19 protein-coding genes and 1 pseudogene are annotated in these 21,083 nt (G+C 68.9%); 10 read left to right on the top strand and 10 right to left on the bottom strand.

Annotated elements, in window-relative coordinates; translation table 11 throughout:
• Nucleotides 1–3 precede the first annotated feature (3 nt).
• Together KGD87_RS27020 and KGD87_RS27015 are read right to left on the bottom strand one after the other, a co-directional pair.
• Nucleotides 4–1,620, bottom strand: coding sequence for an acyl-CoA carboxylase subunit beta (locus tag KGD87_RS27020; RefSeq protein ID WP_284663686.1), 1,617 nt, complete (start codon nucleotides 1,618–1,620; stop codon nucleotides 4–6).
• A 4-nt stretch (nucleotides 1,621–1,624) separates the two neighbouring features.
• A complete protein-coding gene (locus KGD87_RS27015; protein WP_284663685.1) occupies nucleotides 1,625–3,334 on the bottom strand; it encodes an acyclic terpene utilization AtuA family protein in 1,710 nt (569 codons plus the stop codon).
• Between the two features lie 65 nt (nucleotides 3,335–3,399).
• Between KGD87_RS27015 and KGD87_RS27010 the strand changes: the two genes are divergently transcribed.
• On the top strand, nucleotides 3,400–4,068 hold the full coding sequence (locus KGD87_RS27010) for a TetR/AcrR family transcriptional regulator (protein WP_350099953.1): 669 nt from the start codon (nucleotides 3,400–3,402) through the stop codon (nucleotides 4,066–4,068).
• 43 nt (nucleotides 4,069–4,111) lie between these two features.
• Nucleotides 4,112–4,990, top strand: a complete 879-nt coding sequence (locus tag KGD87_RS27005) for an SDR family oxidoreductase (RefSeq protein ID WP_284663683.1) — start codon at nucleotides 4,112–4,114, stop codon at nucleotides 4,988–4,990.
• Nucleotides 4,991–5,026: 36 nt separating this feature from the next.
• Here KGD87_RS27005 and KGD87_RS27000 read toward each other — a convergent pair whose 3' ends face one another.
• The 3 genes from KGD87_RS27000 to KGD87_RS26990 all read right to left on the bottom strand — a co-directional run bounded on the left by KGD87_RS27000 (nucleotide 5,027) and on the right by KGD87_RS26990 (nucleotide 10,713).
• A complete protein-coding gene (locus KGD87_RS27000) occupies nucleotides 5,027–5,491 on the bottom strand; it encodes a macro domain-containing protein (RefSeq protein ID WP_284663681.1) in 465 nt (154 codons plus the stop codon).
• 176 nt (nucleotides 5,492–5,667) lie between these two features.
• Nucleotides 5,668–7,143: an ATP-binding protein gene (locus KGD87_RS26995; protein ID WP_284663680.1), complete on the bottom strand. Its 1,476-nt coding sequence runs from the start codon at nucleotides 7,141–7,143 to the stop codon at nucleotides 5,668–5,670.
• Nucleotides 7,144–7,302: 159 nt separating this feature from the next.
• Nucleotides 7,303–10,713, bottom strand: coding sequence for an amidohydrolase family protein (locus tag KGD87_RS26990; protein WP_284663678.1), 3,411 nt, complete (start codon nucleotides 10,711–10,713; stop codon nucleotides 7,303–7,305).
• A gap of 163 nt (nucleotides 10,714–10,876) precedes the next feature.
• Here KGD87_RS26990 and KGD87_RS26985 point away from each other — a divergent pair, with 163 nt between their 5' ends.
• The 4 genes from KGD87_RS26985 (at nucleotide 10,877) to KGD87_RS26970 (ending at nucleotide 13,422) form a co-directional block, all read left to right on the top strand.
• A complete protein-coding gene (locus KGD87_RS26985) occupies nucleotides 10,877–11,878 on the top strand; it encodes a hypothetical protein (protein ID WP_284663676.1) in 1,002 nt (333 codons plus the stop codon).
• A gap of 69 nt (nucleotides 11,879–11,947) precedes the next feature.
• A complete protein-coding gene (locus KGD87_RS26980; RefSeq protein ID WP_284663674.1) occupies nucleotides 11,948–12,400 on the top strand; it encodes a PaaI family thioesterase in 453 nt (150 codons plus the stop codon).
• Nucleotides 12,397–12,861 carry a PaaI family thioesterase gene (locus KGD87_RS26975; protein ID WP_350099947.1) on the top strand — a complete coding sequence of 155 codons (465 nt, stop codon included), beginning with the start codon at nucleotides 12,397–12,399 and terminating at the stop codon, nucleotides 12,859–12,861. Before KGD87_RS26980 ends, KGD87_RS26975 begins: the two co-directional genes overlap by 4 nt.
• 225 nt (nucleotides 12,862–13,086) lie before the next feature.
• A complete protein-coding gene (locus tag KGD87_RS26970; protein ID WP_284663671.1) occupies nucleotides 13,087–13,422 on the top strand; it encodes a DUF4142 domain-containing protein in 336 nt (111 codons plus the stop codon).
• On the opposite strand, the gene KGD87_RS26965 is transcribed toward KGD87_RS26970, so the two are convergent.
• Both KGD87_RS26965 and KGD87_RS26960 read right to left on the bottom strand, forming a co-directional pair.
• On the bottom strand, nucleotides 13,409–13,510 hold the full coding sequence (locus tag KGD87_RS26965) for a hypothetical protein (RefSeq protein WP_284668696.1): 102 nt from the start codon (nucleotides 13,508–13,510) through the stop codon (nucleotides 13,409–13,411). The genes KGD87_RS26970 and KGD87_RS26965 overlap by 14 nt on opposite strands.
• Nucleotides 13,498–13,983 carry a protein kinase domain-containing protein gene (locus tag KGD87_RS26960; protein ID WP_284663669.1) on the bottom strand — a complete coding sequence of 162 codons (486 nt, stop codon included), beginning with the start codon at nucleotides 13,981–13,983 and terminating at the stop codon, nucleotides 13,498–13,500. Before KGD87_RS26960 ends, KGD87_RS26965 begins: the two co-directional genes overlap by 13 nt.
• Nucleotides 13,984–14,560: 577 nt before the next feature.
• Between KGD87_RS26960 and KGD87_RS26955 the strand changes: the two are divergent.
• Nucleotides 14,561–14,719, top strand: a pseudogene (locus KGD87_RS26955) (helix-turn-helix domain-containing protein); the annotation flags it as partial.
• Nucleotides 14,720–15,475: 756 nt separating this feature from the next.
• Here the strand turns inward: KGD87_RS26955 and KGD87_RS26950 are convergent.
• Nucleotides 15,476–15,799, bottom strand: coding sequence for a pilus assembly protein N-terminal domain-containing protein (locus tag KGD87_RS26950; protein ID WP_284663667.1), 324 nt, complete (start codon nucleotides 15,797–15,799; stop codon nucleotides 15,476–15,478).
• Nucleotides 15,800–16,056: 257 nt separating this feature from the next.
• Complete coding sequence (locus tag KGD87_RS26945) at nucleotides 16,057–16,953, bottom strand: LysR family transcriptional regulator (protein ID WP_284663666.1); 897 nt, start codon at nucleotides 16,951–16,953, stop codon at nucleotides 16,057–16,059.
• A 106-nt stretch (nucleotides 16,954–17,059) separates the two neighbouring features.
• Here KGD87_RS26945 and KGD87_RS26940 point away from each other — a divergent pair, with 106 nt between their 5' ends.
• Entirely contained in the window at nucleotides 17,060–17,965 is a 906-nt protein-coding gene (locus KGD87_RS26940; protein WP_284663665.1) for an alpha/beta fold hydrolase, read from the top strand.
• Nucleotides 17,966–17,981: 16 nt separating this feature from the next.
• On the opposite strand, the gene KGD87_RS26935 is transcribed toward KGD87_RS26940, so the two are convergent.
• Complete coding sequence (locus KGD87_RS26935; RefSeq protein WP_163780942.1) at nucleotides 17,982–18,314, bottom strand: hypothetical protein; 333 nt, start codon at nucleotides 18,312–18,314, stop codon at nucleotides 17,982–17,984.
• Nucleotides 18,315–18,591: 277 nt separating this feature from the next.
• Between KGD87_RS26935 and KGD87_RS26930 the strand changes: the two genes are divergently transcribed.
• Together KGD87_RS26930 and KGD87_RS26925 are read left to right on the top strand one after the other, a co-directional pair.
• On the top strand, nucleotides 18,592–19,944 hold the full coding sequence (locus tag KGD87_RS26930; protein WP_284663661.1) for an RtcB family protein: 1,353 nt from the start codon (nucleotides 18,592–18,594) through the stop codon (nucleotides 19,942–19,944).
• A gap of 128 nt (nucleotides 19,945–20,072) precedes the next feature.
• Entirely contained in the window at nucleotides 20,073–21,002 is a 930-nt protein-coding gene (locus tag KGD87_RS26925) for a TIGR02266 family protein (protein WP_284663660.1), read from the top strand.
• Nucleotides 21,003–21,083: the final 81 nt, after the last annotated feature.

The raw sequence follows: 21,083 nt of genomic DNA, 5'->3' as shown, positions 1-21,083 counted from the left end.
CTCTCACAGCCGCGCGACGCCGAACGTGTTGGGATGGACCTGCCGCCGCTTCGCCTCACGGCACACCGACAGCGCGAACCCGAGCACCCGCCGCGTGTCCCGCGGGTCGATGAGCCCGTCGTCGAACATCCGCGCGCTGCAGTTGAACGGGTGCGACTCCTTGTCGAACTGGTCGATGATGGGCTGGCAGAACGCCCGGATTTGCGCCTCGTCCACCACCTGCCCCTGCCGGGCCAGCTTCTCCCCGAAGACGATGGACATCACCTTCGCCGCCTGCTCGCCGCCCATGACGGCGGTGCGCGAGTTGGGCCACCCGAAGATGAAGCGCGGATGGAACGGACGGCCGCACATGCCGTAGTTCCCCGCGCCGAACGCGCCGCCAATCAGCACCGTGAGCTGCGGCACCGTGGCGTTGGCCACCGCCTGAATCATCTTCGCGCCGTGCTTCACGATGCCGCCCTGCTCCGGCTGTGTGCCCACCAGGTAGCCCGTGGTGTTCTGCAGGTAGAGGATGGGCGTGTCCTTCTGGCAGCACAACTGGATGAACTGCGCCGCCTTCGTGGCGCCGTGAGGCGAAATGGGCCCGTTGTTGCCGATGATGCCCAGCGGATGGCCGTACAGGTTCGCCCAGCCGCAGACGGTGTGCGCGTCATACGCGTCCTTGAAGCCGGTGAACTCCGAGCCATCCACGATGCGCGCGATGACCTCGCGGCAGTCGTAGGGCTTGCGGTAGTCCACGGGCACGGCGCCGCAGAGCTCGTCGGGCGAGTACACGGGCTCGGCGTAGGTGGGGCGCCCGGTGGGCGGGAGCTGCGCGTTCCACCCCAGCTTCGCCACGATTTCGCGGGCCATGCGGATGGCGTCCGCGTCGTCCTCCGCCAGGTAGTCCGCGGTGCCCGCCACCGTGGCGTGCATTTCCGCCCCGCCCAGTTCCTCATCCGTGGCGACTTCCCCCGTGGCCGCCTTGAGCAACGGCGGACCCGCGAGGAACACCTTCGCCTTCTTCTTCACCATCACCACGTAGTCGGACAGGCCCGGCAGGTACGCGCCGCCCGCAGTGCTGGAGCCGTGCACCACCGTCACCTGGGGGATGCCCGCCGCCGACAGCCGCGCCTGGTTGTAGAAGGTCTCCCCGCCCGGGATGAAAATCTCCTGCTGGTACATCAGGTTGGCGCCGCCGCTCTCCACCAGCGACACCATGGGCAGCTTGTTCTCCAGCGCCAGGGCCTGCGCGCGCAGCGCCTTCTGCACGCCCCACGGCGACGCGGTGCCCCCCTTGATGGCGGAGTTGTTCACGAAGACGATGCACCGCACCCCCGACACGTAGCCGATGCCGATGATGCTGTTGCCGCCCGCCAGCGAGCCGTCACTGTCGTCGTGGTAACCAAAGCCACACAGCGTGGACAGCTCCAGGAAGGGCGAGCCCCGGTCGAGCAGCAGCATCAGCCGCTCCCGAGGCAAGAGCTGCCCGCGCTTGTGGAACTTCTCCTTCGCCTGGTTCTCCGTGTTGCGGACCTTCGCCTCGATGGCGCGCAGCTCCGAGACGCGGGCCAGCATGTCCGCGCGGTTCGCCTTGAACGCTTCGGAGCCCGGGTCGATTCGCGATGTAATGCGTGGCATCGGTCTACTCCTGTCCTTCGCGCAGCAACGCCTCGGGGATGTCCATGTGCCGCGAGCGCAGCCACTCGCCCAGCGCCTTGCCCTGCGGGTCGAAGCGGGTGGACGAGGACACGCCCTCACCCAGCAAGCCATCCACGACGAAGTTCAGCCCCCGCAGGTTGGGGAAGACGTGCCGCTCCATGGGCAGCGGCGCGGCCTCCGGGAGCAGCTCGCGCAGCTTCTCCACGGTGAGCGCGTGCGCCAGCCACCGCCACGCCGCGTCCGTGCGCGCCCAGACGCCGATGTTCGCCGTGCCGCCCTTGTCACCGCTGCGCGCGGCGACGATGCGCCCCAGGGGAGCCCGGCGCGTGGGGCCGCCCGGCACTGGCGGTGGCAGCGAAGGTGGCTCCACGGGCTCCAGCGCGCGCGTCTGGCCGGGAGGAGGGACGGCGGTGCGCGTACCATCCTCCAGGACGGCGACATGCTCCACGCGCCCCGCTTCGACATAGGCCGGCGTGTAGACGCCATACGGCGCGCCGTCGGACGGAGGCGCCGTCATCGTGAAGCCCGGATAGCTGCCCAGCGCCAGCTCCACCGCCGCGCCGCTGAAGGCCCGGCCCACCACCTTCGCGTCCGCGTCCTTCACCACCACGCGCAGGAAGGCGGCGGCCTGCTCCTCGGTGGCCGCGTCCTCGCGGTCCGTCCGCGTGAGCATCCACTGGAGCTCCTTCGGCTTGCGCGTCAGCGCCGCCTCCAGCTGCTCGCGCGCCAGCCGCGCCTTCTCCTCGATGTCCAACCCCACCAGGATGAACGTCGCCTCGTTCCGGTAGCCTCCCAGGTGGTTGAGGCACACCTTCACCGTGGGCGGTGGCGGCTCGCCGCGCACGCCCCAGACGCGGACGCGGTCCTCGCCGTGCGACGCCAGGGCGATGGTGTCGAAGCGCGCCGTGGCGTCCGGGCCCGCGTACCGCGCCCCGGTGATTTCATAGACGAGCTGCGCCAGCACCGTGTCCACCGTCACCGCGCCGCCCGTGCCCGCGTGCTTGGTGATGACGCTGCTGCCGTCCTCGTACAGCTCCGCCAGCGGGAAGCCGGGGCGCCGCGCGTCCAGCTCCGTGAAGAAGGAGAAGTTGCCGCCCGTGGCCTGCGTGCCGCACTCCAGGACGTGGCCGGCGACCATGGCCCCCGCCAGCCGGTCCCAGTCATCCCCCTTCCAGCCGAAGTGCGCCGCCGCCGGGCCCACCACCAACGACGCGTCCGTCACCCGCCCGGTGACGACGATGTCCGCCCCCGCGCGCAGGCACGCGGCGATGCCCCACCCGCCCAGGTACGCATTCGCGGTGAGCGGCGAGCCCAGGCCCAGCGCGTCCGCCCGCGCGGAGAGGTCATCTCCCTCCACGTGCGCCACATGCACCTTCACGCCCAGCTTCGCGGCGACCTCGCGCAGCGCGGCGGCCAGCCCCGCGGGGTTCAGCCCACCCGCGTTGGTGACGACCTTGACCTTCTTCTCCACCACCAACGCCAGGCACTGCTCCATCTGCTTCAGGAACGTCTTGGCATAGCCGGTGGACGGGTCCTTCATCCTGTCCCTGCCCAGAATCAGCATCGTCAGCTCGGCCAGATAGTCGCCAGTCAAAACGTCGAGCTGGCCGCCTTCGAGCATCTCCCGGACCGCCGAGAAGCGGTCTCCATAGAAACCCGAGGCATTGCCGACACGCAGGGGGGACGCGGACATGAGCTCTCCACTCGGCAGCAACGAAGGACGCGTGAGTCTGGGCAGGCGACTCTAAAAAAGCAAGCGTGCTTGCTTTTTTACCCCCTGGCTCACATCCTGGCCGGGTGAGTGAGGCATCCGGCACGCCCGGCAGGCAGGAGCAGGAGCGCAGCCGCGTCACGCGCCAGCGTCTGATGGAGGCGGCCATTGGCGCGCTCTCCGAGCTGGGGTGGGCGGGCGCGACCATGACGGTGATTGCCGAGCGCGCGGGGGTGTCCCGGGGCGCCTGTCAGCACCACTTCCCCACCCGCGCCGACCTGGTGGCCGCCGCCGTGGAGTACGTGGGGCACCAGCAGGTGGAGGCCGTGCTGCGCAAGGCCGCCCAGCTTCCGGCCGACGCGCGCCGCACGGAGGCCATCCTCCACATGCTGGCCGGCATCTACCTCAGCCCTGTCTTCACGGCGGCGGTGCAGCTGTGGGTGGCCGCCGTGGCGGACGCGGAGCTGCGCGCGCAGCTGGCCCCGCTGGAGGCCCGCGTGGGGCGGGAGTTCCACCGGCTGACGGTGCGGCTGCTCGGCGTGGATGACAGCGTCGCGGAGGTGCGCGAGCTGATTCAGGGCACGCTCGACCTCATCCGGGGGCTCGCGCTGGCCAACCTGTTGAGGGACGACAGCGCGCGCAGGAAGAAGGTCCTCCACCGCTGGGCGCTCACGCTGGACGAGGCCCTGAGCGCCCGGCGCACCCGCGGGGGCTGAGGACCGCAGGTTTCACGAACAAACTCCACATCAGGAGCTGACCATGGGCTACCGCTCTCTCTTCGCACCGGGTTGTTTCAGCAACCGCACCCTCGTCGTCACTGGCGGCGGCAGTGGCATTGGCCGCTGCACCGCGCACGAGCTGGCCGCGCTGGGCGCCAACGTCGTCCTGGTGGGCCGCAAGCCCGACAAGCTGGAGGCCGTCGCGCGGGAAGTCCAGGAGGACGGCGGCAAGGTGTCCTTCGAGGTGCTCGACATCCGCGACGAGGAGGGCGTGAAGGCCACCGTGGCGCGCATCATCGCCGCGCACGGCCCCATCCACGGTCTGGTCAACAACGCGGGCGGGCAGTTCCCTTCGCCGCTGTCGGCCATCTCCAAGAAGGGCTTTGACGCGGTGGTGTCCACCAACCTCACCGGCGGCTTCCTGATGGCGCGGGAAGTCTATCTCCAGTCCATGAGCAACCATGGGGGCGCCATCGTCAACATGCTCGCGGATTCGTGGGGCGGCATGCCGGGCATGGGGCACTCCGGCGCCGCGCGCATGGGCATGCTCAACCTGACGCAGACGGCCGCCGTGGAGTGGGCCGCGTCCGGCGTGCGCGTGAATGCCGTGGCGCCCGGCTGGGTCGCCTCCAGCGGCATGGACAGCTACAAGGACGAAGGCGTGCGGGCGATGATTCCCCTCCTCAAGAAGGAGGTGCCGCTCCAGCGGCTCGCCACCGAGTCCGAGGTGAGCGCCGCCATCGTCTTCCTGCTCACCGACGCCGCGGCCTTCATCACCGGAGAGGTCATCAAGATTGACGGGGGCGCTTCGTGCAACACGAAGATTTTCCCTCTGGAGGAGACCACCGCCTCCAAGCCCTACGAGGGCTTCCACCGCGCGGCGGCGCCGCGCATCCTTGGGGGTGAGTCGAAGGAGTAGGCCGGAAGCGGGGCGGCGTCGGTTCCTGGCGGTGGCCTACGGCCGGAAGCGCACGACGCGCACGTCGAGGGCGCCAGCTTCCGCGTCCAGAACCTCGCGCATCAATTCAAGCGCACGTGCTTCATCAAAGCTGCCAGAGCCCGCGCCAATCACAGGGAAGGCCACGGAGCGCAATCCCTGCTCGCGTGCCTTCACCAAGGCATTGCGGACGGAGTCCTGGATGGAGCGCGCCGAGGCCCGCCAGAGCATGTCGATGCCCGCGACATGGATGATGGCTTTGAATGGCAACCGCCCGGCGGAGGTCACCACGGCCGAGCCCAGGGGCATGGGGCCCGCCTTCGCAATCTCGCGAAAGGGCCCTACCCCACCCCGGCGCTTGATGGCGCCGGACACCCCCTGGGGCAGCAGCAGCCACCAGGGGATGATGTTCCGGTTCCAGGCATTGACGATGGCCTCCACCGACTGGTCCAACAAATCCCCTTCGACGGCCGAGACAGGCATGTGGGGAGTCTACCGTCAACTGAGTCACCAAGCGGAGCCTGAGCCCTCGCGAAGCGGGGCTGAACCACACAGGGGAAGCGGTCCGGAGCCATTGCAACGCAACATACTCGTTACTCCTGAACCGCCTCAGCCAGATGGCTCTCATGGCTCATGACCCGCGCGCTCGCGTGAGCGTCTCACGAGTTCGCGCTCGCCGAAGAAAGCCCCTTCGTGAGGTCGGCAAGGTCCTGAGGGATGTAACCCGCGTTCTGAATCGCTTGACGATGGTCGCCGGACAACAGAGGGGAAATAGCCACGCGCTCGACCTTCCAACTGCGATAACGCTGCTCCACGGAGAGGAAGCGCTGGATGTGCCCATCAAACCGTCCCAAGTCCTTGACGAGCTTTTCGGGAGATCGCTTGCAAGTTCCCAGGCGCAGGATGCGCTCATCATCATTCAGAGCGACCAGATCGAGTTCGGTGTCGTTTCGATCCCACCACCCCTTCACCCGCTGAGTCAGCGCAAAGTCACCCAGTTCCAGGCGACTGCGTTCCTCGTACAGCGTCGCAGCGAGACGCTCCAGCCCATGCCCTTCTGCGTCTACCAAACGCTCATCTACCTGCGTTACCAGGGACTCGAGTGGCCGAAAACTCACCGATGCGACTGGCACGGATAGCGCAGCCAACCACGCGCGCAGGAAGTTGTCCCGGATATAAAAGCGCCCACTCCTCGTCGTGGTTTTCGCGAAGATGGGCTGGAGCCGTTCGACCATACGGTAGCGCTCGTCGAGAATCTTCAAGTACCCACCTACCTGCTTCTCACTATCTGGCTCAACCGAGCGCACGTGAGCAACGATGTCCGCATTCGAGCAGCCCGGATGAGTGGCGATGAACTTCAAGACGAGGTCGTAGCGTCCCCTCAGTTCCTTCAAGAACCAGTTATCCGCCTCGGTGCGGAGCGGGGAACTACTAGAGAAGAACATCTGCCGCAGGAGTTCACGCCGTTCACCAGCAATGACCCCCTGCTCGAAGCAATCCCGATAGAACTTCGGCACGCCCTCGAACAGGTTCCATAGAAACAGGAGGCGCATGGGAGATGCGTCTGCATGCGCGGTCAACATCTCCAAGAGAGACGCGATATCGAGATGGCCCAAATCCAGGTCGTCGGTGATGCGGTTATAGAGGGGAGCATTCCGCTCCTCGAGCAGCGCCGCCATTTCCGTGTGCAACGACCCGAGGACGATGAGTCCGCCAGGCACCTGATCCGCCCTCGCTGCCAAGCGGTCGACTTCTGCCTGCAATTGTGAGGTGAACTCGAAGAGCACCTTACGGTTGAAGTATTGAAATTCATCAAGCGCGACAATCCAACCTGCTTCGGCCAGAGATCCAATCCGAGTAGCAAGTGACCGTAGATTCGATGGAAGTCCGTCGCTAATACCAAACATCTGCATAAAGTCGCGAGCGGTGCTCACGACTCCAGCAGGATCTGAGTCCGGAATCTGGATGTAGAGAACCTTCTCTCTCTGCGAGGGCTGAAGCGCCTGCTGAACTAAGCTGGTCTTCCCGATGCGCCGCCGCCCAGAAACCTTCAGGAAGAACCACCGCTTTCGAGCGAGGATCTCGCGGAGTCTTCCAAGCTCTTGGTGTCGACCATAAAAGCCCCATGATTTCATACGCTTATCCCCCATATCGAATTAAGGTAACATTTTTTATCTTAGCTCCCGACCAGATTCAAGGTGCTTGTTGGCCAGAGGCCGCGCGGAAGCTTCGAGGTGATGAGCGCTTGCCCGCCGGTCCGCAGGACCGACGGGCATCCACCGGGCCCCAAACGCTCAGTCGCACGCGTGCGTGTGCGCATGCTCCGTGGCCTTGGGGCTCCAGCCTTCGTTGCCGTCCTTCTCGAAGAAGAACTTCGCGCGCGGGCGCTGGCGCGTCCCCACCTCGTTGAGCGTGGCCGCGTCATACAGGCGCCCGTTCACCATGGTGTAGCGCACCGAGCGGCTGTGCTTCAGGTCCTGCAAGGGATTGCCATCCAGCACGATGAGGTCCGCCAGCTTGCCCGCTTCCAGCGAACCAATCTCCCCATCCAGGCCCAGGTAGCGCGCCCCGCTCAGCGTCGCCGAGCGCAGCGCCTGCAGCGGCTTCATGCCGCCATGGCCGAACATCCAGACCTCCCAGTGCGCCGCCAGTCCTTCACGCTGGCCGTGCGCGCCCAGTTGCACGCTCACGCCCGCGTCACTCAACTCGCGCGCCACGGTGGCGGCGGCGAAGTGGTTGAACTCGTCGTCCGGCACGTGCATGGAGGGCCGGCGGCTGCGCGAGTCCACCACCCGGCGAGGGACGAAGGACAACAGGCGCTCGTCCTCCCATACGTTCGTCTTCTGGTACCAGTAGTTCTCACCCCAGACGCCGCCGTAGGCCACGCCCAGCGTCGGCGTGTAGCCGGTGCCGCTCTTGCCCCACAGCTGCTTCACGTCCGCGTAGATGCGCGCCACCGGAATCGCGTGCTCCACGCCGGTGTGCCCGTCCACCACCATCGTCAGGTTGTGCTGGAGCAGCGAGCCGCCCTCCGGCACCACCAGCATGCCCAGCTCGCGCGCCGCCTGGAGCACCTTCTGCCGCTGGTCCCTTCGCGGCTGGTTGTAGCTCTTCACGCTGAAGGCCCCCATGGCCTTCATCCGCCGCAGGTGCGAGCGCGCGTCGTCCACCGTCTCGATGGGCGCGCGGTAGCCCGCACCGGACGCGCCGTAGAGGATGGTGCCCGTGGAGAAGATGCGCGGCGCCACCACGCCGCCCGCCCGCGCCAGCTCACCGGCCGCGAAGACCTCTTCCGAGGAGTTGGACGGGTCGTGCAGCGTCGTCACGCCGAAGGCCAGGGACGACGCGTGCACCCAGCTCTGCTCGGGCATCAGCCCGTCCATGCCCATGGGGCCGTGCCAGTGCACGTCGATGAGGCCGGGCATCAACGTCTTGCCCTTCACGTCCACCACCTTCGCCCCGGACGGCACCTGCACCTTGCCCACCGGGCCCACGGCGACGATGCGGTTGTTTCGCACCACCACCACGCCCTGCTCGATGACCTCGTCCCCCTTCATGGTGATGACGCGGCCCCCTACCAGGGCCAGCGTGCCTTCTGGCACGTCCGCCTTCACCGGGATGGAGAGGTCCACGCCCTTCTCCGGCGCCTCCGGCAGCTTCTCCGGCGCACCGTCGATGAAGGCGAAGCTCTCCTTCAGCGCGCGCGTGAAGAGCTCGGGCCCCAGCGCCCAGTGCAGGCGCTGGCTGTCACCGGACCAGTGCAGGTACTCACCCGCGTCCCGGCTCACCTTCGCCAACGGCAGCGCCTTCGCGCCAGGCCCCACCGTGGCCGACTTCGCGCCCAGCGCGAAGGGGACGATGAAGGCGTTGAAATTCTCCCGGAACGCCACCCACCGCTCGTCCGGGGACACGCGCAGCTCGGTGGCCTCGGCGCTCGTCAGGTGCGTGCGCTCCTCGCTCCCGTTCAGCCCGATGCTCTTCAGCGAGCGCACGTCCTCCTTCTCCTTACGCTCCACGTGCAGGAAGTAGACGCGGTCCGAGCGCGCGCCGAAGTGCGGCTGCTCGCCATCACGCGCCAGGCGCTTCGGCGTGCCGCCGCCCGCGGGCATGGCGAACAGGCCCGTGTTCCGGCTCCACAACCCGGGCATCAGGTAGCCGTCCCCGGACGCGCGGTACACCAGCGTCTTGCCGTCCGGGCTGAACGCGGGCTCCACGTAGTAGCCCGGCTGCTTCGTCAGCACCTTGCCCTCGCCTCCCGTGGCGGGCACCACGCGGAGGGTGCCCAGCTTCTCGTCGTCCCACGTCGTGTACACGATGGAGCGCCCGTCCCGGGAGAACGACGGGTAGAACTCCAGGTGGTCGTCCTGCTTCGTCAGGCGCCGCGGCGTGCCCGCCGGCAGCTGCTTCACGTACAGCTTTCCCAGCGCCTGGTACACCACGCGGTCCCCCTTGGGGGACACCTGCACCCAGCGCAGCATCTTCGTGGAGAAGCGCTCGGGGGCCACCGCCTGCGGGCTGCGCACGGCCTCGAAAATCGTGCGCGTCCCCCGCACGCGGAAGGCAATGGGCGTCACCTTCTTCGTGGTCACGTCGATGCGGTGCAGCTTGCCGCCCGCCCAGAAGACAATCGCCTTGTTGTCCGGCGTCCACGCCATGCCCGGATACACGCCGTGAATGGCCCACGTCTCCTGCATGTCCCGGTCGAGCCCGTCGTACAGCGGGCGCTCCGCGCCGGACGCCACGTCGGTGACGTAGAGCACGCTCCTGGCGCGCACCCGGCGGACGAAGGCCAGCTGCTTGCCGTCACGCGACGGCGTGGGGCGGATGGCGCCGCCCGGGCCCGTGATGAAGGGCTCGATTTCCTTCGTCTCCAAATCCAATCGCTGGATGGCGTAAATCTGGCCGTTGGGGTCCTTGTTGTATTCGAACGTCTTCCCCGGCGAGACGTCCTGGCTGAAGTAGACGTGGCGCCCGTCGGGTGAGAAGGCGGGCTCGCCCAAGTCCTTCTGGTCGTTGGTGCGCTCGGTGAGCTGCACGCCCTCGCCGCCGGCGCGGTGGTACATCCACACCTCGCCCGCGCCCAGCGAGCGTCGCGCGGTGAAGTGCTTGCGCGCCACGATGAACTGCCCGTCCGGGCTCCACGCGGGGCTGTTGAGCAGGCGGAACTTCTCCTCCGTCACCGCCCGCGCATTCGAGCCGTCCCGGTCCACCACCCAGAGGTTGTCGCCACCGCCCCGGTCACTGGTGAAGACGATGCGCTTGCCATCCGGGCTGAAGCGCGGCTGCATGTCCCACGCGACGCCGGACGTCAGCGCCTTCGCTTCGCCGCCGCCCATGGGCAGCACGTAGAGGTCCCCCAGCAGGTCGAAGACGATTTCGTCTCCGCGTGGGCTGACGTCCACGTTCATCCACGTTCCCTCGGTGACGTCGATGTTCACCTGACGGGCGGGGAAGCCCGGCGCGTCCACCTTCCAAGCGTCTCCCCCTTCCTTCTCCGCCTTCTGCGCGGCCTCACCGGACGGCGGACGCGGGGCGGCGTCTACCTCGGCGGCGCGGGCCGCGTCGCGCGCGGCGTCCTTCGTGTCGGGTGCCGGCCGTGGCGGGTCCTGCCGGACCACGGGAGGCTTCGCCGGAGCCTGCTGCGCGGCCATGGGCACGGCGGGCATCAGCAGGGCGGCGAGGAGGGAGGAGGTCAGTCGTTTCACCAGAAGTCCTCATTGAGGGAGAAGCCGTGTGTCGGGTGGCGGAGACTACCCGGCCCCGAGGGGCTGTTGGATGCCGCCCGAGAACAAGCGAACAGGCGAGCCTCTTCCGGGCCGTGTAAGCTCGCGCCCGTCGAGCAGCACTGATTCCGAGGGGGGAGTCTCCATGCAGACGCGTCAGAAGCTCGCCGTGCTCATCATCCACGGCATTGAAGTGGATGACCCGGGTCTCTACGACACCGCCGTGCGCCTGCTGCGCCAGCACTTCACGCAGCACGCGGGGGCCGGGCCGGACACACTCGCCGTCGAGACAGTGAACTGGGCCTCCGTGCTGGAGGGGGCGGAGAAGGACCTGCTCGCCCGCTACGCCCCGGCCGACGCGGACACGTACTGGAACTCCCTCTATGACAGCGTGCGCACGGTGAACCAGGGTCACGAGTCCGCGCTCGTGCCGATGATGCTCCGCCTGATGCGGCCGTCCCTGCGCGGCATGGACCTGCGCTACCCCGGCCTGCGGTGGATGCTGGTGCACTTCGTGGGCGACATCATCGCCTATCAGACGAACCCCGCCGACCCGGACGTCTACACGGGCATCCACCGAAAGGTCGCCGAGGCCCTGGGCCGCCTGCGCCAGCAGGCCGGTGACACTGCTCCGCTCTGCGTCATCGCGCACAGCCTGGGCAGCGTCATCGCCAGCAACTACTTCTATGACTTGCAGGCCCAGCGGCTGGCCGGGCGGGACATCATCGAGGAGACGGTGCGCGCGGCCCAGGGCAGCTCCCCCCTGGAGCGCGGCGAGACGCTCAGCCACTTCTACACGCTGGGCAGCCCCATGGCCCTGTGGAGCCTGCGCTATCCCCACGCGGAGCTCGACCAGCCCGTGCAGGTCCCCGCGCCGGAGCTGGCACGCCACCATCCGGGGGTTGGCGGACGGTGGCTCAACTTCCACGACGAGGACGACGTCTTCGCCTGGCCGCTCCAACCCCTCAGCGCCGCCTATCGCGCCTCGGTGGAGGACCGCGCCGTGCGCGTGGCGGGCCCGCTCTTCTCGTGGACGCCCCTGGTCCACCCCTTCTACTGGTCGGATGACGGGGTGATGCGGGATATCGGCACGTCGCTCGCCGGCGCGTGGAAGCAGCTCTCCAGCGCCTCGACCGTGGCCGCCTAGCGCGGCGTTCCGGACGCCCCGTCAAAACGCAGTGCGCCACGCGGCCCTGAATCTGGTATCGCGCCCCTCATGTCGGACGACTTCAGGCTTCCCGAGAACAAGGCCGGGCGGATGGAGCGCTGCGCGGTCTTCTACACCGACGTCGTGCCCCACAACCACGCGCTGGGGCTGCGGCTGGTGGACGTCGGCGCCGCCGAGGCCACCGTCGAGCTGCCCTACGCGGAGAACCTCGTCGGCAACCCGGAGACGGGCGTCATCGCCGGCGGCGCGGTAACGACGCTCATCGACGCCACGTGCGGCACCGCCGTGTTCCTCAAGCTGGGCCGCTTCGCTCCGCTCGTCACGCTGGACCTGCGCATCGACTACCTGCGCCCCGCGCGGCCCGGCATTGTCCTCACCTGCGTGGCCGAGTGCTACCGGCTCACCCGCCAGGTGGCCTTCGTCCGCGGGCTCGTCCACCAGGGCGACCCGGGCCACCCCGTGGCTTCCGCCCAGGGCACCTTCATGCGGACGGAGGAATGACGGCCATGTCCGAGTCCACGACGCCTCCACTCGCCGAGTTGGTGCGCCAGGTGCGCAAGACGCGCGAATACAAGCGCCTCACCGACGCCATCCCCTACACGCGCTTCATGGGCATCGGCGTGGAGAGCCTCGCCGGCGAAATGCTCTGCCGCATGGCCTTCAACCCGAGGAACATCGGCAACAGCCTGCTTCCCGCCCTGCACGGCGGCACGCTCGGCGCGCTGCTGGAATCCGCCGCTGTCTTCGAGCTGCTGCTGCAGACGAACACCGAGCGCGTGCCGAAAATCATCTCGCTCACGGTGGACTTCCTGCGTTCGGGCAAGCCGCAGGACACCTTCGCCAAGGCGTTCATCACCCGCCAGGGCCGACGCGTGGCCAACGTCCGGGTGGATGCGTGGCAGGACGACCGCACACGGCCCATCGCCAGCGCGCACGCGTTGTTCCTGCTGTCGGAGCCGTGAGCCTTCCGGCTGTGGCGCCGCTGACCACGCGATGCCGCGCGGCGCCCGGGAGGCGCTGGGACTGGAGCCCCTGCCCCGCGCCGTCTTCCACCTCCACCTTCGGCCCGATGTCTCGGGACACGGGAGGCAGCCGCTGAAGCGGCGGATGAGCGGGGTGGTGGCGGGCGCGCTCGCGCTGTGCGCTTCGCCCTGGCACAGCGGAACGACACGGAGCGCATGGTCCGCATGGGCCGTACGGAGGCCAGCGACCAGGGGCAGGCCCTGAAGCCGTTCGAGGAAGGCACGGGTGGCTCCGGCTCCCAGGGCACTCGACTCCTGGCCTACGCCCGGAAGCAGAACCTGACGCTGACCGAACCCCAGGTGGACACCGACTTCGCCAGGACGATGGAGCGCGCGGAAGAAGCATCGATGGCGAAGCTCCGGTCCCTCCCGGGCCCCACGTTCGACCGCGCCTTCCTGGCCGCCATGGTGGGTGACCATGCCGCGGACCTCGCCAGGGACAGGAAACGCCCCGCCAGGCACGCAGGGCTCCCGGCGGACGCGGTCGTCAGCGCGCGGTGACGTCCAGGACTCGGGACTTCATCTCCCCGTCGTGACTCCACGTAACCAGGTCCGTGCTGCCCTCCTCCTTCCCCCTCAGACGCACCACGTCCTGACGCGGCACGGTGATTTCGACGAGGCTCGGTTCGCCCACCGCGATGCGCTGGAGTCCAGGCACGACCAGCCGGCATCCGTCTCGAGGGAATTCCCCGCGCCGTGCCTCACCAGCCCGAAGTCCGTGACGCGCACCCGGCCGTCGCGCCCCACCAGCACGTTGGACGGCTTGAAGTCGCGGTGCACCCTCCCCGCGCGATGGGCCGCGGACAGCCCCGCTCCTGCGGCCAGGAAGACGTCCATCACGTCCCGCAATGGACGCTCGCGTTCCCGAAGCCAGTCCGCGAGCGTCGTGCCGTCCACCCACTCCATGGCCAGGAAGTCGCGCCCCTCCGCCGTCCCCAGTTCGAAGAGCGGCAACACGTTGGGATGCGACAGCCGCGCCATGGCCTGGGCCTCACGTAGCAGCCGCTCCCGGCCCTGGCCCGCCGCACCCGCGAGCAGCGGCCGCAACAGGTCGAGCGCCACCCGCCCCCCAGCCGCAGGTCATCCGCCGCGTACACCACGCCCATCCCGCCCATGCCCAGCACGCCCTGCAGCAGATAGGCCCCCAGCCGCGCCCCGGGCGGCAGGTCCGGCTCCTCCCGCGCGTCCGGCAATGTCGCCGCGCCCGTGTCCCACCGCGTGGGCGCCTCCGCAGCACTCTCAGTGGCGACTGCGCCTGGCGAGGAGGAAGTGGCCGCCACCGCCGCCTCCAACGCCCGGCAGTCCGCGCAACCGCCGAGGTGCGCTTCCACCACCGCCACCTTCCCCACGGGAGCCGAGCCACTGGCGAAGACCGCGAGCAGGTTCTCGTCCGGACATGCGGACCTCGGAGGACGGTGCAACGAGCTCACGGCGCGCCTCCAAGCATCGCAGCCCGGGTCCGCGCCGAACAGCCCACCGGCGGGGACGATGGCGCCGCCCGGGTAACCCCACCCTCGGAGGCAGCGCCGCTGGCGCCCGACCCGACCTCCCACCTCGTGTCAGACCCACCCTGTAGACAGGTCATCGTGGAAGGAACGTTCCTTCCACGCGACGGCCGCGAAGGCAGGGGGACGGGCGAATGTACACGTTGGCGGAGATGCGCGCTTTCAGGCTGCGTGACGCGGCGGAGCTGCTGGCGCAGCGGGGTTTCGACAACGTCCGGGCCGCGGAACTGGCCCGGGCCACGCGGCTCTCGGTGGGCTCGCTGTATCGTCACTACGGCAGCAAGCAGGGCATCGCGAGGGCGATACGGACCCTCACCGAGCGCGAGCTGTCCTACACCGGCTTCGTCGCCTACCAGATGGCGGATGGCGACCCGCTGCGGCAGGGCTTTCGCGACGTCTTCATCGCCTTCTGGCGCGAGTTCGCGACCTGGGCGCTGTTGCAGCCCCACCTCGTGGGCTTCACCTTCCTTCACAACCATCCGGACACGGACACACCGGGAGAGCATGACGGGCGGACGCGCGCGCAGGTGCTGGAGGTCCTCGAACATGGCGAGCGCGAGAAGGTGTTTCCCACGGGCCGCACCTGGCTTCATGAGTGCATGGTGTGGGGCGTGCTGTCGGAGCTCGTGCGCCGGGCGGGCCGGGGAGAGGTGGTGCGTGAAGAAGACGTCGAGGCTGCCGCGGAGGTCCTCTGGAAGGCGCTCTCTGTAGAGGAGTCCTCCAAACCTCGAAGCGGTGGCAATCCGCCTCCGGAAGGCGAACACCCGCGTCCAGTGCTCACGGCGGACACGTCAGCCCAGCCAGGCGTGGAGATGACCTCCGCCGCACCCGCTGAACCCTCTCCAGGCATGATGAGCCCCCATGAGCAAATGGTGCCCGAAGTCATGCCGGGCCCCGGCTTCGTCGTGGAATCACCTCCAGCCACGACACGCCCCTCTGAGAAGTCATGGGTTCCCGAGCTCGTGCCTGGCACGGCCCTCATCGCGGCGCGGAGGTGCGTGGACTCCATTCATGGCAAATCGCGGCACCGTGGCCGCCGATGCCCTGCATCAATCAATGACGACGAGGCGATAGCCGCTGCGCTTGTGCTCGGGCCCCGCCCACACGAGCAGCGCTGTCTCAACGGCCTGCTTGCCGGTGATTCGCAGCACGCCTTTGCCGGTCGCATTGATGCCTGCAATCTCCGGGTCGTCAATCGCGACCCGGGTCATGCCCGGGATTCGAAGCTCGTGATGGCTGCCCTTCTTCACGACCACCGTCTCCTCGGTGGTGGCCGAGGCCCCGGAAGCCGGGGCCGGCTTCGACCCCTCCGCCAGTGCAGGAGCTCCCACCGACGCCAGCGCAACCAGGGCAATGCCCATTCGGTGATGCATGGTGTGTCCTCCAACGGGGGGTGTTCCACCTTCCCCGAAATGACACCGGCCATGCCGGAGCGTTGCACGCGGCCAGCGTGTCCTCCAGCCCGGACAGGGCCTCGTAGCCCTCACGTGCCCCAGGGCCGAGTTGCTGGAGGAAGACGAGCGAGCGGCTCTGCTGCGTTCGCATGCGCACCTCGGCACCGCGCGTGCCTGGAGCGGCACGGCTCACCCTCCTTGTTACCCCGTTCCCTCCCCCCATTTCCACCCGGCGTTCACGACAGCTCGGCGAGCAACTGCGCCAGGAAATCGCCGAAGGCCTTCACCTTGGGCGGCGTGGGGCGCGCGGGCGGCCACACCAGCCACAAAGCCCCCCGCTCCACCATGTGCTCGCGCAGCACCGGGCGCAAGGTGCCGTCCCTCAGCTCGGGAAGCGCCATCAACTCCATCACCTGCGCCACACCGAGGCCGGCCTTCGCCGCCTGCACCACCGCCTCGCCATTGTTGAAGGTGAGTGTCTCCGGGATGCGGGGCGCTGGCGCGCCGGTTGCCTGGCGCAGGGCCCACGCTTCAATGCGTCCCGTGGAGGTGAAGCGGTACCGGATGCAGTCGTGCCGCGACAGGTCCTCCACCGAGCGGGGAACTCCGCGCGACTGGAGGTAGTCCGGTGACGCGCAGAGGATGAAGCGCTTGGGCTTGAAGCGGCGCCGCATCAGCGTGGAGTCCGCCAGCTCGCCGCAGCGCACGGCCGCGTCCAGCCCCTCTCCCACGACGTCGACGACGTGGTCATCCAGGTCCAACCGCAACTCCAGGCCCGGGTGGGCCTTGCGGAAGCGGGGCAGCGCTGGAATCAGCATCCGCAGGCCGACGAACTCCGGTACGGAGACACGCAGCTTCCCACGTGGGGAGCGAAGCTCCCGGGAGAGGTCTGTCTCCGCGTCGTTCAGCTCGTCGAGGATGCGCACACACCGCTCGTAGAAGCGCGTCCCAGGCTCCGTCAGGTGGATGCGGCGCGTGGTGCGCTGGAAGAGGCGGGCGCCCAGCCGCTCCTCCAGCCGCGCCACGCTCTTGCTCGCCGCCGACGGCGTGATTCCCAGGGCCCGTGCCGCCAGCGCGAAGCTGCGCGCCTCCGCGACGCGGACGAACACCCCAATGGCCGAAAGGCTCTCCATCCGCCCGCGCTCCCATTCATGACTTATGAGTCATGGATGAGATGTCAGGGAGCGGCGTTTCGCGCACGGCTTTTCCACCGCATGAAGAAGCCCGGAGGAATTGCCCATGACGCATCCCAGCCCGACTTCCGCGTTCTCGCGCCGGCTCATCCTGCAAGCAGGAGCCGCGCTTCCCGCCGTGGCCTGCATGTCCCGGGAGACACGGCCCGTCCCACCGCCGGCCACCTTCACGCAGCACCGGTTCACCTCCGCGGATGGCACCTCGCTGTCCTACTTCCGCCGAGGCAACGGCCCACCGCTGGTGTGGGTTCACGGCGCGCTCAGCCTGTGGAGCGACTGGCGGGACGTGGCCGAGCGCCTGTCACCGCACTTCACCCACTACGTCCTGGAGCGGCGCGGACGAGGCCACAGCGCGGACGGCGCAGGCTACGCCCTGGAGCGGGAAGTGGAGGACGTGCTCGCGCTGATGCGGACCGCCGGACCGGACGCGGCGCTGTTCGGCCATTCCTACGGCGCCGTGCTGGCCCTGGAGGCGGCACGCCAGACCGCGCCCGCGAAGCTGCTGCTCTACGAGCCACCTTTCCCCATCACCCAGCCCGTCTCCGGCCCGGCGCTGGCGGAGTTCGAGCGGGCCCTCGCACACGAAGGACCGGACGCGGCGCTCGTCGTGTTCAACCGGAAGGTGCTCCTCACGCCCGAACACGAGCTGGAGGCCTTCCGTCAGACGCCGCAGTGGTCACGGCAGGTGGAGATGACACCCCGCTTCGCCCGGGAGCTGCGCGCGCTGGAAGGGCTTCCCCGTGGCCTGGAGGCCTACCGCCAGGTGCACACGCCCACACTCATCCTGTTGGGAGCGCGCAGCCCGGAGGTGCTCCTGGCCCAGCCCTGCCGTGCGCTCGCGCGGACGCTGACCCACGCCCGCCTGGGCATCCTGCCCGGACAAGGCCATGTGGCCCACGTCACCGCGCCTGAATTGCTGGCGCGCGAGGTCTCCGCGTTCCTCCGCGAATAGCCCGCGCGCCTGGGTTCTACATGGACACGGACTTGCTCGGGTCGAGCTGCTTCTTCTCCGGCTCGCGCGTCCGGGCCTGCGTGTCGGCCTTCTTCGAGGCGTCCTGGCGCTTGCGCGGGGCTTCGACCTCCGCCTTCACCGGCGCCTCGCAGTGGTCACCCTTCCGGTTCGGGTGGCAGTGCCGGATGCCATACACATGGTGACACCCACAAGGGTCCACCCGCTTCTTCGCGCACGCGGAGGGATTGAACACCGGGGCTGCTACCGCCACCGGCTTCTGCGCCTGCTCCTTCTCCACGGGTCCCGCCTGCAACGCCACCGCCAGGAAAATCCCACCAAGGAAACCCATCGCCCACCCCCTACCTGGATGCTGCGGAATGGATGGGAATGGAATCCGGACGTGACAAGTCCCAAGGCGATCGGAACCTCGCCGTCCGCTCGCGGGCTGACTTTCGCCCGGCCGGGCACGTCCCGGCCGCGGCCGTGTGCGGCTCCGAATTCGCTCGCCTTCCCGCCTGTGCCCCCAGCATCCTCTGCTCCTGTTTTCGGGTTTCGGCTCCTGGCGTCAGCTTCCCTGGACGCTCCCGTCGCTGCCGCGTGTTCATCCCAGCTGGGGGATTCGAGTCATGAGTTGGAAGCAGCGGCTGGAGAAGGTCTCAGAGGGCCATTACGTCCTGGCGAAGACCAAGAGCATGAAGGTCGATGCGGACCTGTTCCTGTCCGACAAGTTGCTGTGGGGGGAGGGCCCCGAGCAACCTGGACTGGAGGACTCCGTCTTTGACCAGGTGGTGAATGCGGCATCCTTCCCCGGGGTCACCCGCGTGGCCGTCACGCCCGACTGTCACCTGGGCTACGGCGTGCCCATTGGCACGGTGGTGGAGACGGACGGCATCCTCCTGCCCACCGCCGCCGGCTACGACATTGGCTGCGGCATGGTGCAGTTGCAGACGACGCTCACCGCCGAGGACGTCGCCGACGCCACGAAGCGCCGACGCTGGATTGAAGAGGTGACCCGGCGCATCGCCGTGGGCGTGGGCGCCAGCCGCGTGCAGAAGCAGCGCAGGGTGACGGACCGCACCTTCGCGGACGTGGTGCGCCACGGCGCCAAGGCCCTGGGCCGGGGCTCGTCCGTCACCGAGCGCGACTACATCCCCGTCGAGGACGACCGGGTGGACATCCCCGAGCGCGCCTTCGGCAAGCGTGAGCAGTTGGGCAGCCTGGGCGGCGGCAACCACTTCACCGAGATGCAGGTGGACCAGGACGGCCGCGTGTGGGTGATGCTGCACACCGGCAGCCGCGGCTTCGGTTGGAACATCGCCAAGCACTTCTTCGTGGAGGGCGCCGCGCGGCTGGGCCTCAAGCGCCACAGCGAGGACCATGTCTGGCTGGACGCGGAGAGCCCGCTGGGCCGCGACTACTGGAACCTCCACAACATGGCGGCCAACTTCGCGGTGGCCAACCGGCTCATCATCGGTGAAGCGGTGTGCGCCGCCCTGGAGGACGTCTTCGGCGGCACGGCCAGCGTGTATTACGAAATCTCCCACAACCTCATCCAGAAGGAGGCGGGGAAGTTCGTCGCCCGAAAGGGCGCCACGCGCGCGTTCCCCGGAGGACACCCCGCGCTGAAGGGCACGCCCTGGGAGAAGACGGGCCACCCCATCCTCATCCCGGGCTCCATGGAGACGGGCAGCGCCATCCTCTTCGCCGAGCCGGGCGCGCAGAAGTCCATCTATTCGGTGAACCACGGCTCTGGCCGCCGCCTGTCGCGCGGCGAGGCGAGGCGCGTGCTGAAGCAGGACGCCACCGACAAGCGACTGGCCGAGGCGGGCATCCTCCTCAACACCCGCCAGACGCCGCTGGACGAGTCCGGCCCCTGCTACAAGAACCTGGACGACGTCCTGGCGACGGTGGAGATGGCGGGGCTCGCCCGGGTGGCGCACCGCCTCAAGCCGGTGGCCTGCATCAAGGGCGCGGACTGAGGCGGCCCGGGCGGGGCCTGGCCGCCTGTCTGCTGGCGGGCAGCCCCGGGTCATTTCCGGCTCGGCGCGTAGGGCTCGTGGGGCCGTCCGGGGGACGCTACAGTGGGTGGCCCTGGAGTCTTTCGCCCATGAGCTCGCCGTCCCCTGCTGCCCGCATGCCCCCGGCTGCCTCCCGTGAAGCGGAGCTGGCTCACGCCGAGAGCGAGCTGTTGACGCTGGAGGCCCGGATCCATGAACAACTCGCCCAGGCCACGGCGGAGGCGTCCGCGCTGGCCACCCGGCTGGAGCAGGCACGGCAGGCGCTGACGCGGGCCCACCAGGCCCCCGGCGCCGACCCCATGCTGGGGGAGCAGTCCTCCCGGCTTCAGTTGGCTGCGGCGCCCGCGCTGGACGTGGAGGCGCCGCGCACCCGGGCGCTGGAGGCCCGGCAGGTGGCGCTCCAGGCCCGGCGGCAGGCGGGTTCGGAGATGCAGTCACTGCTGCGGGCGCACCAGGAGCAGGCGGCGCAGGTGGCCCGCGCGGTGGCCGAGGCGGAAGCGGTGCTCAAGCGTCAGGCCGAGGCGGCCAAGGCCCGCCAGGAAGCCGCATCACGGGCACAGCACGAAGCAGCCAAGGCCCGGCAGGCCGAACTGGCTCGGGCGGCCGCCGCGGCGAGGGCCCAGGGGCACGCGCCCCTTCCAGCAGCCGCGGCACGGCCCGCCGCGGCGCCGGAGAACGACGCGCGGCGCAACGGACGGGTGCGGATGCACACCTCCATCGACATGCGCAGCGACTCCAACTTCTTCACGGGTTTCTCACTGGACATCAGCGAGGGCGGCGTCTTCATCGCCACGGTGGACGCGGTGCCGCGCGGCACGCAGGTGGAGCTGGACTTCACGCTGCCGGGCGGACGGCCCATGAAGGTGACGGGCGTGGTGCGCTGGGTGCGCGAGGCCAATTCCCGCACGCCGGAGCTGATGCCGGGCGTGGGTGTGCAATTCACCGGGCTGCCACCAGAGGTGGCCAGCGCCATCTCCTCGTTCGTCACCACGCGCGACCCGATGTTCTTCCCGGATTGAGCCTGAGACAGCTGCCTTCACGACACGCGGGCGCGATGTTTCACCCCATCCGTCGGGTAGCCGACCTCGCGGCACTCCCGC

The sequence above is a fragment of the Myxococcus sp. SDU36 genome, from assembly GCF_030168875.1.
GTDB lineage: Bacteria > Myxococcota > Myxococcia > Myxococcales > Myxococcaceae > Myxococcus > Myxococcus vastator.
This window is presented reverse-complemented; position numbering and strand designations above follow the sequence as displayed.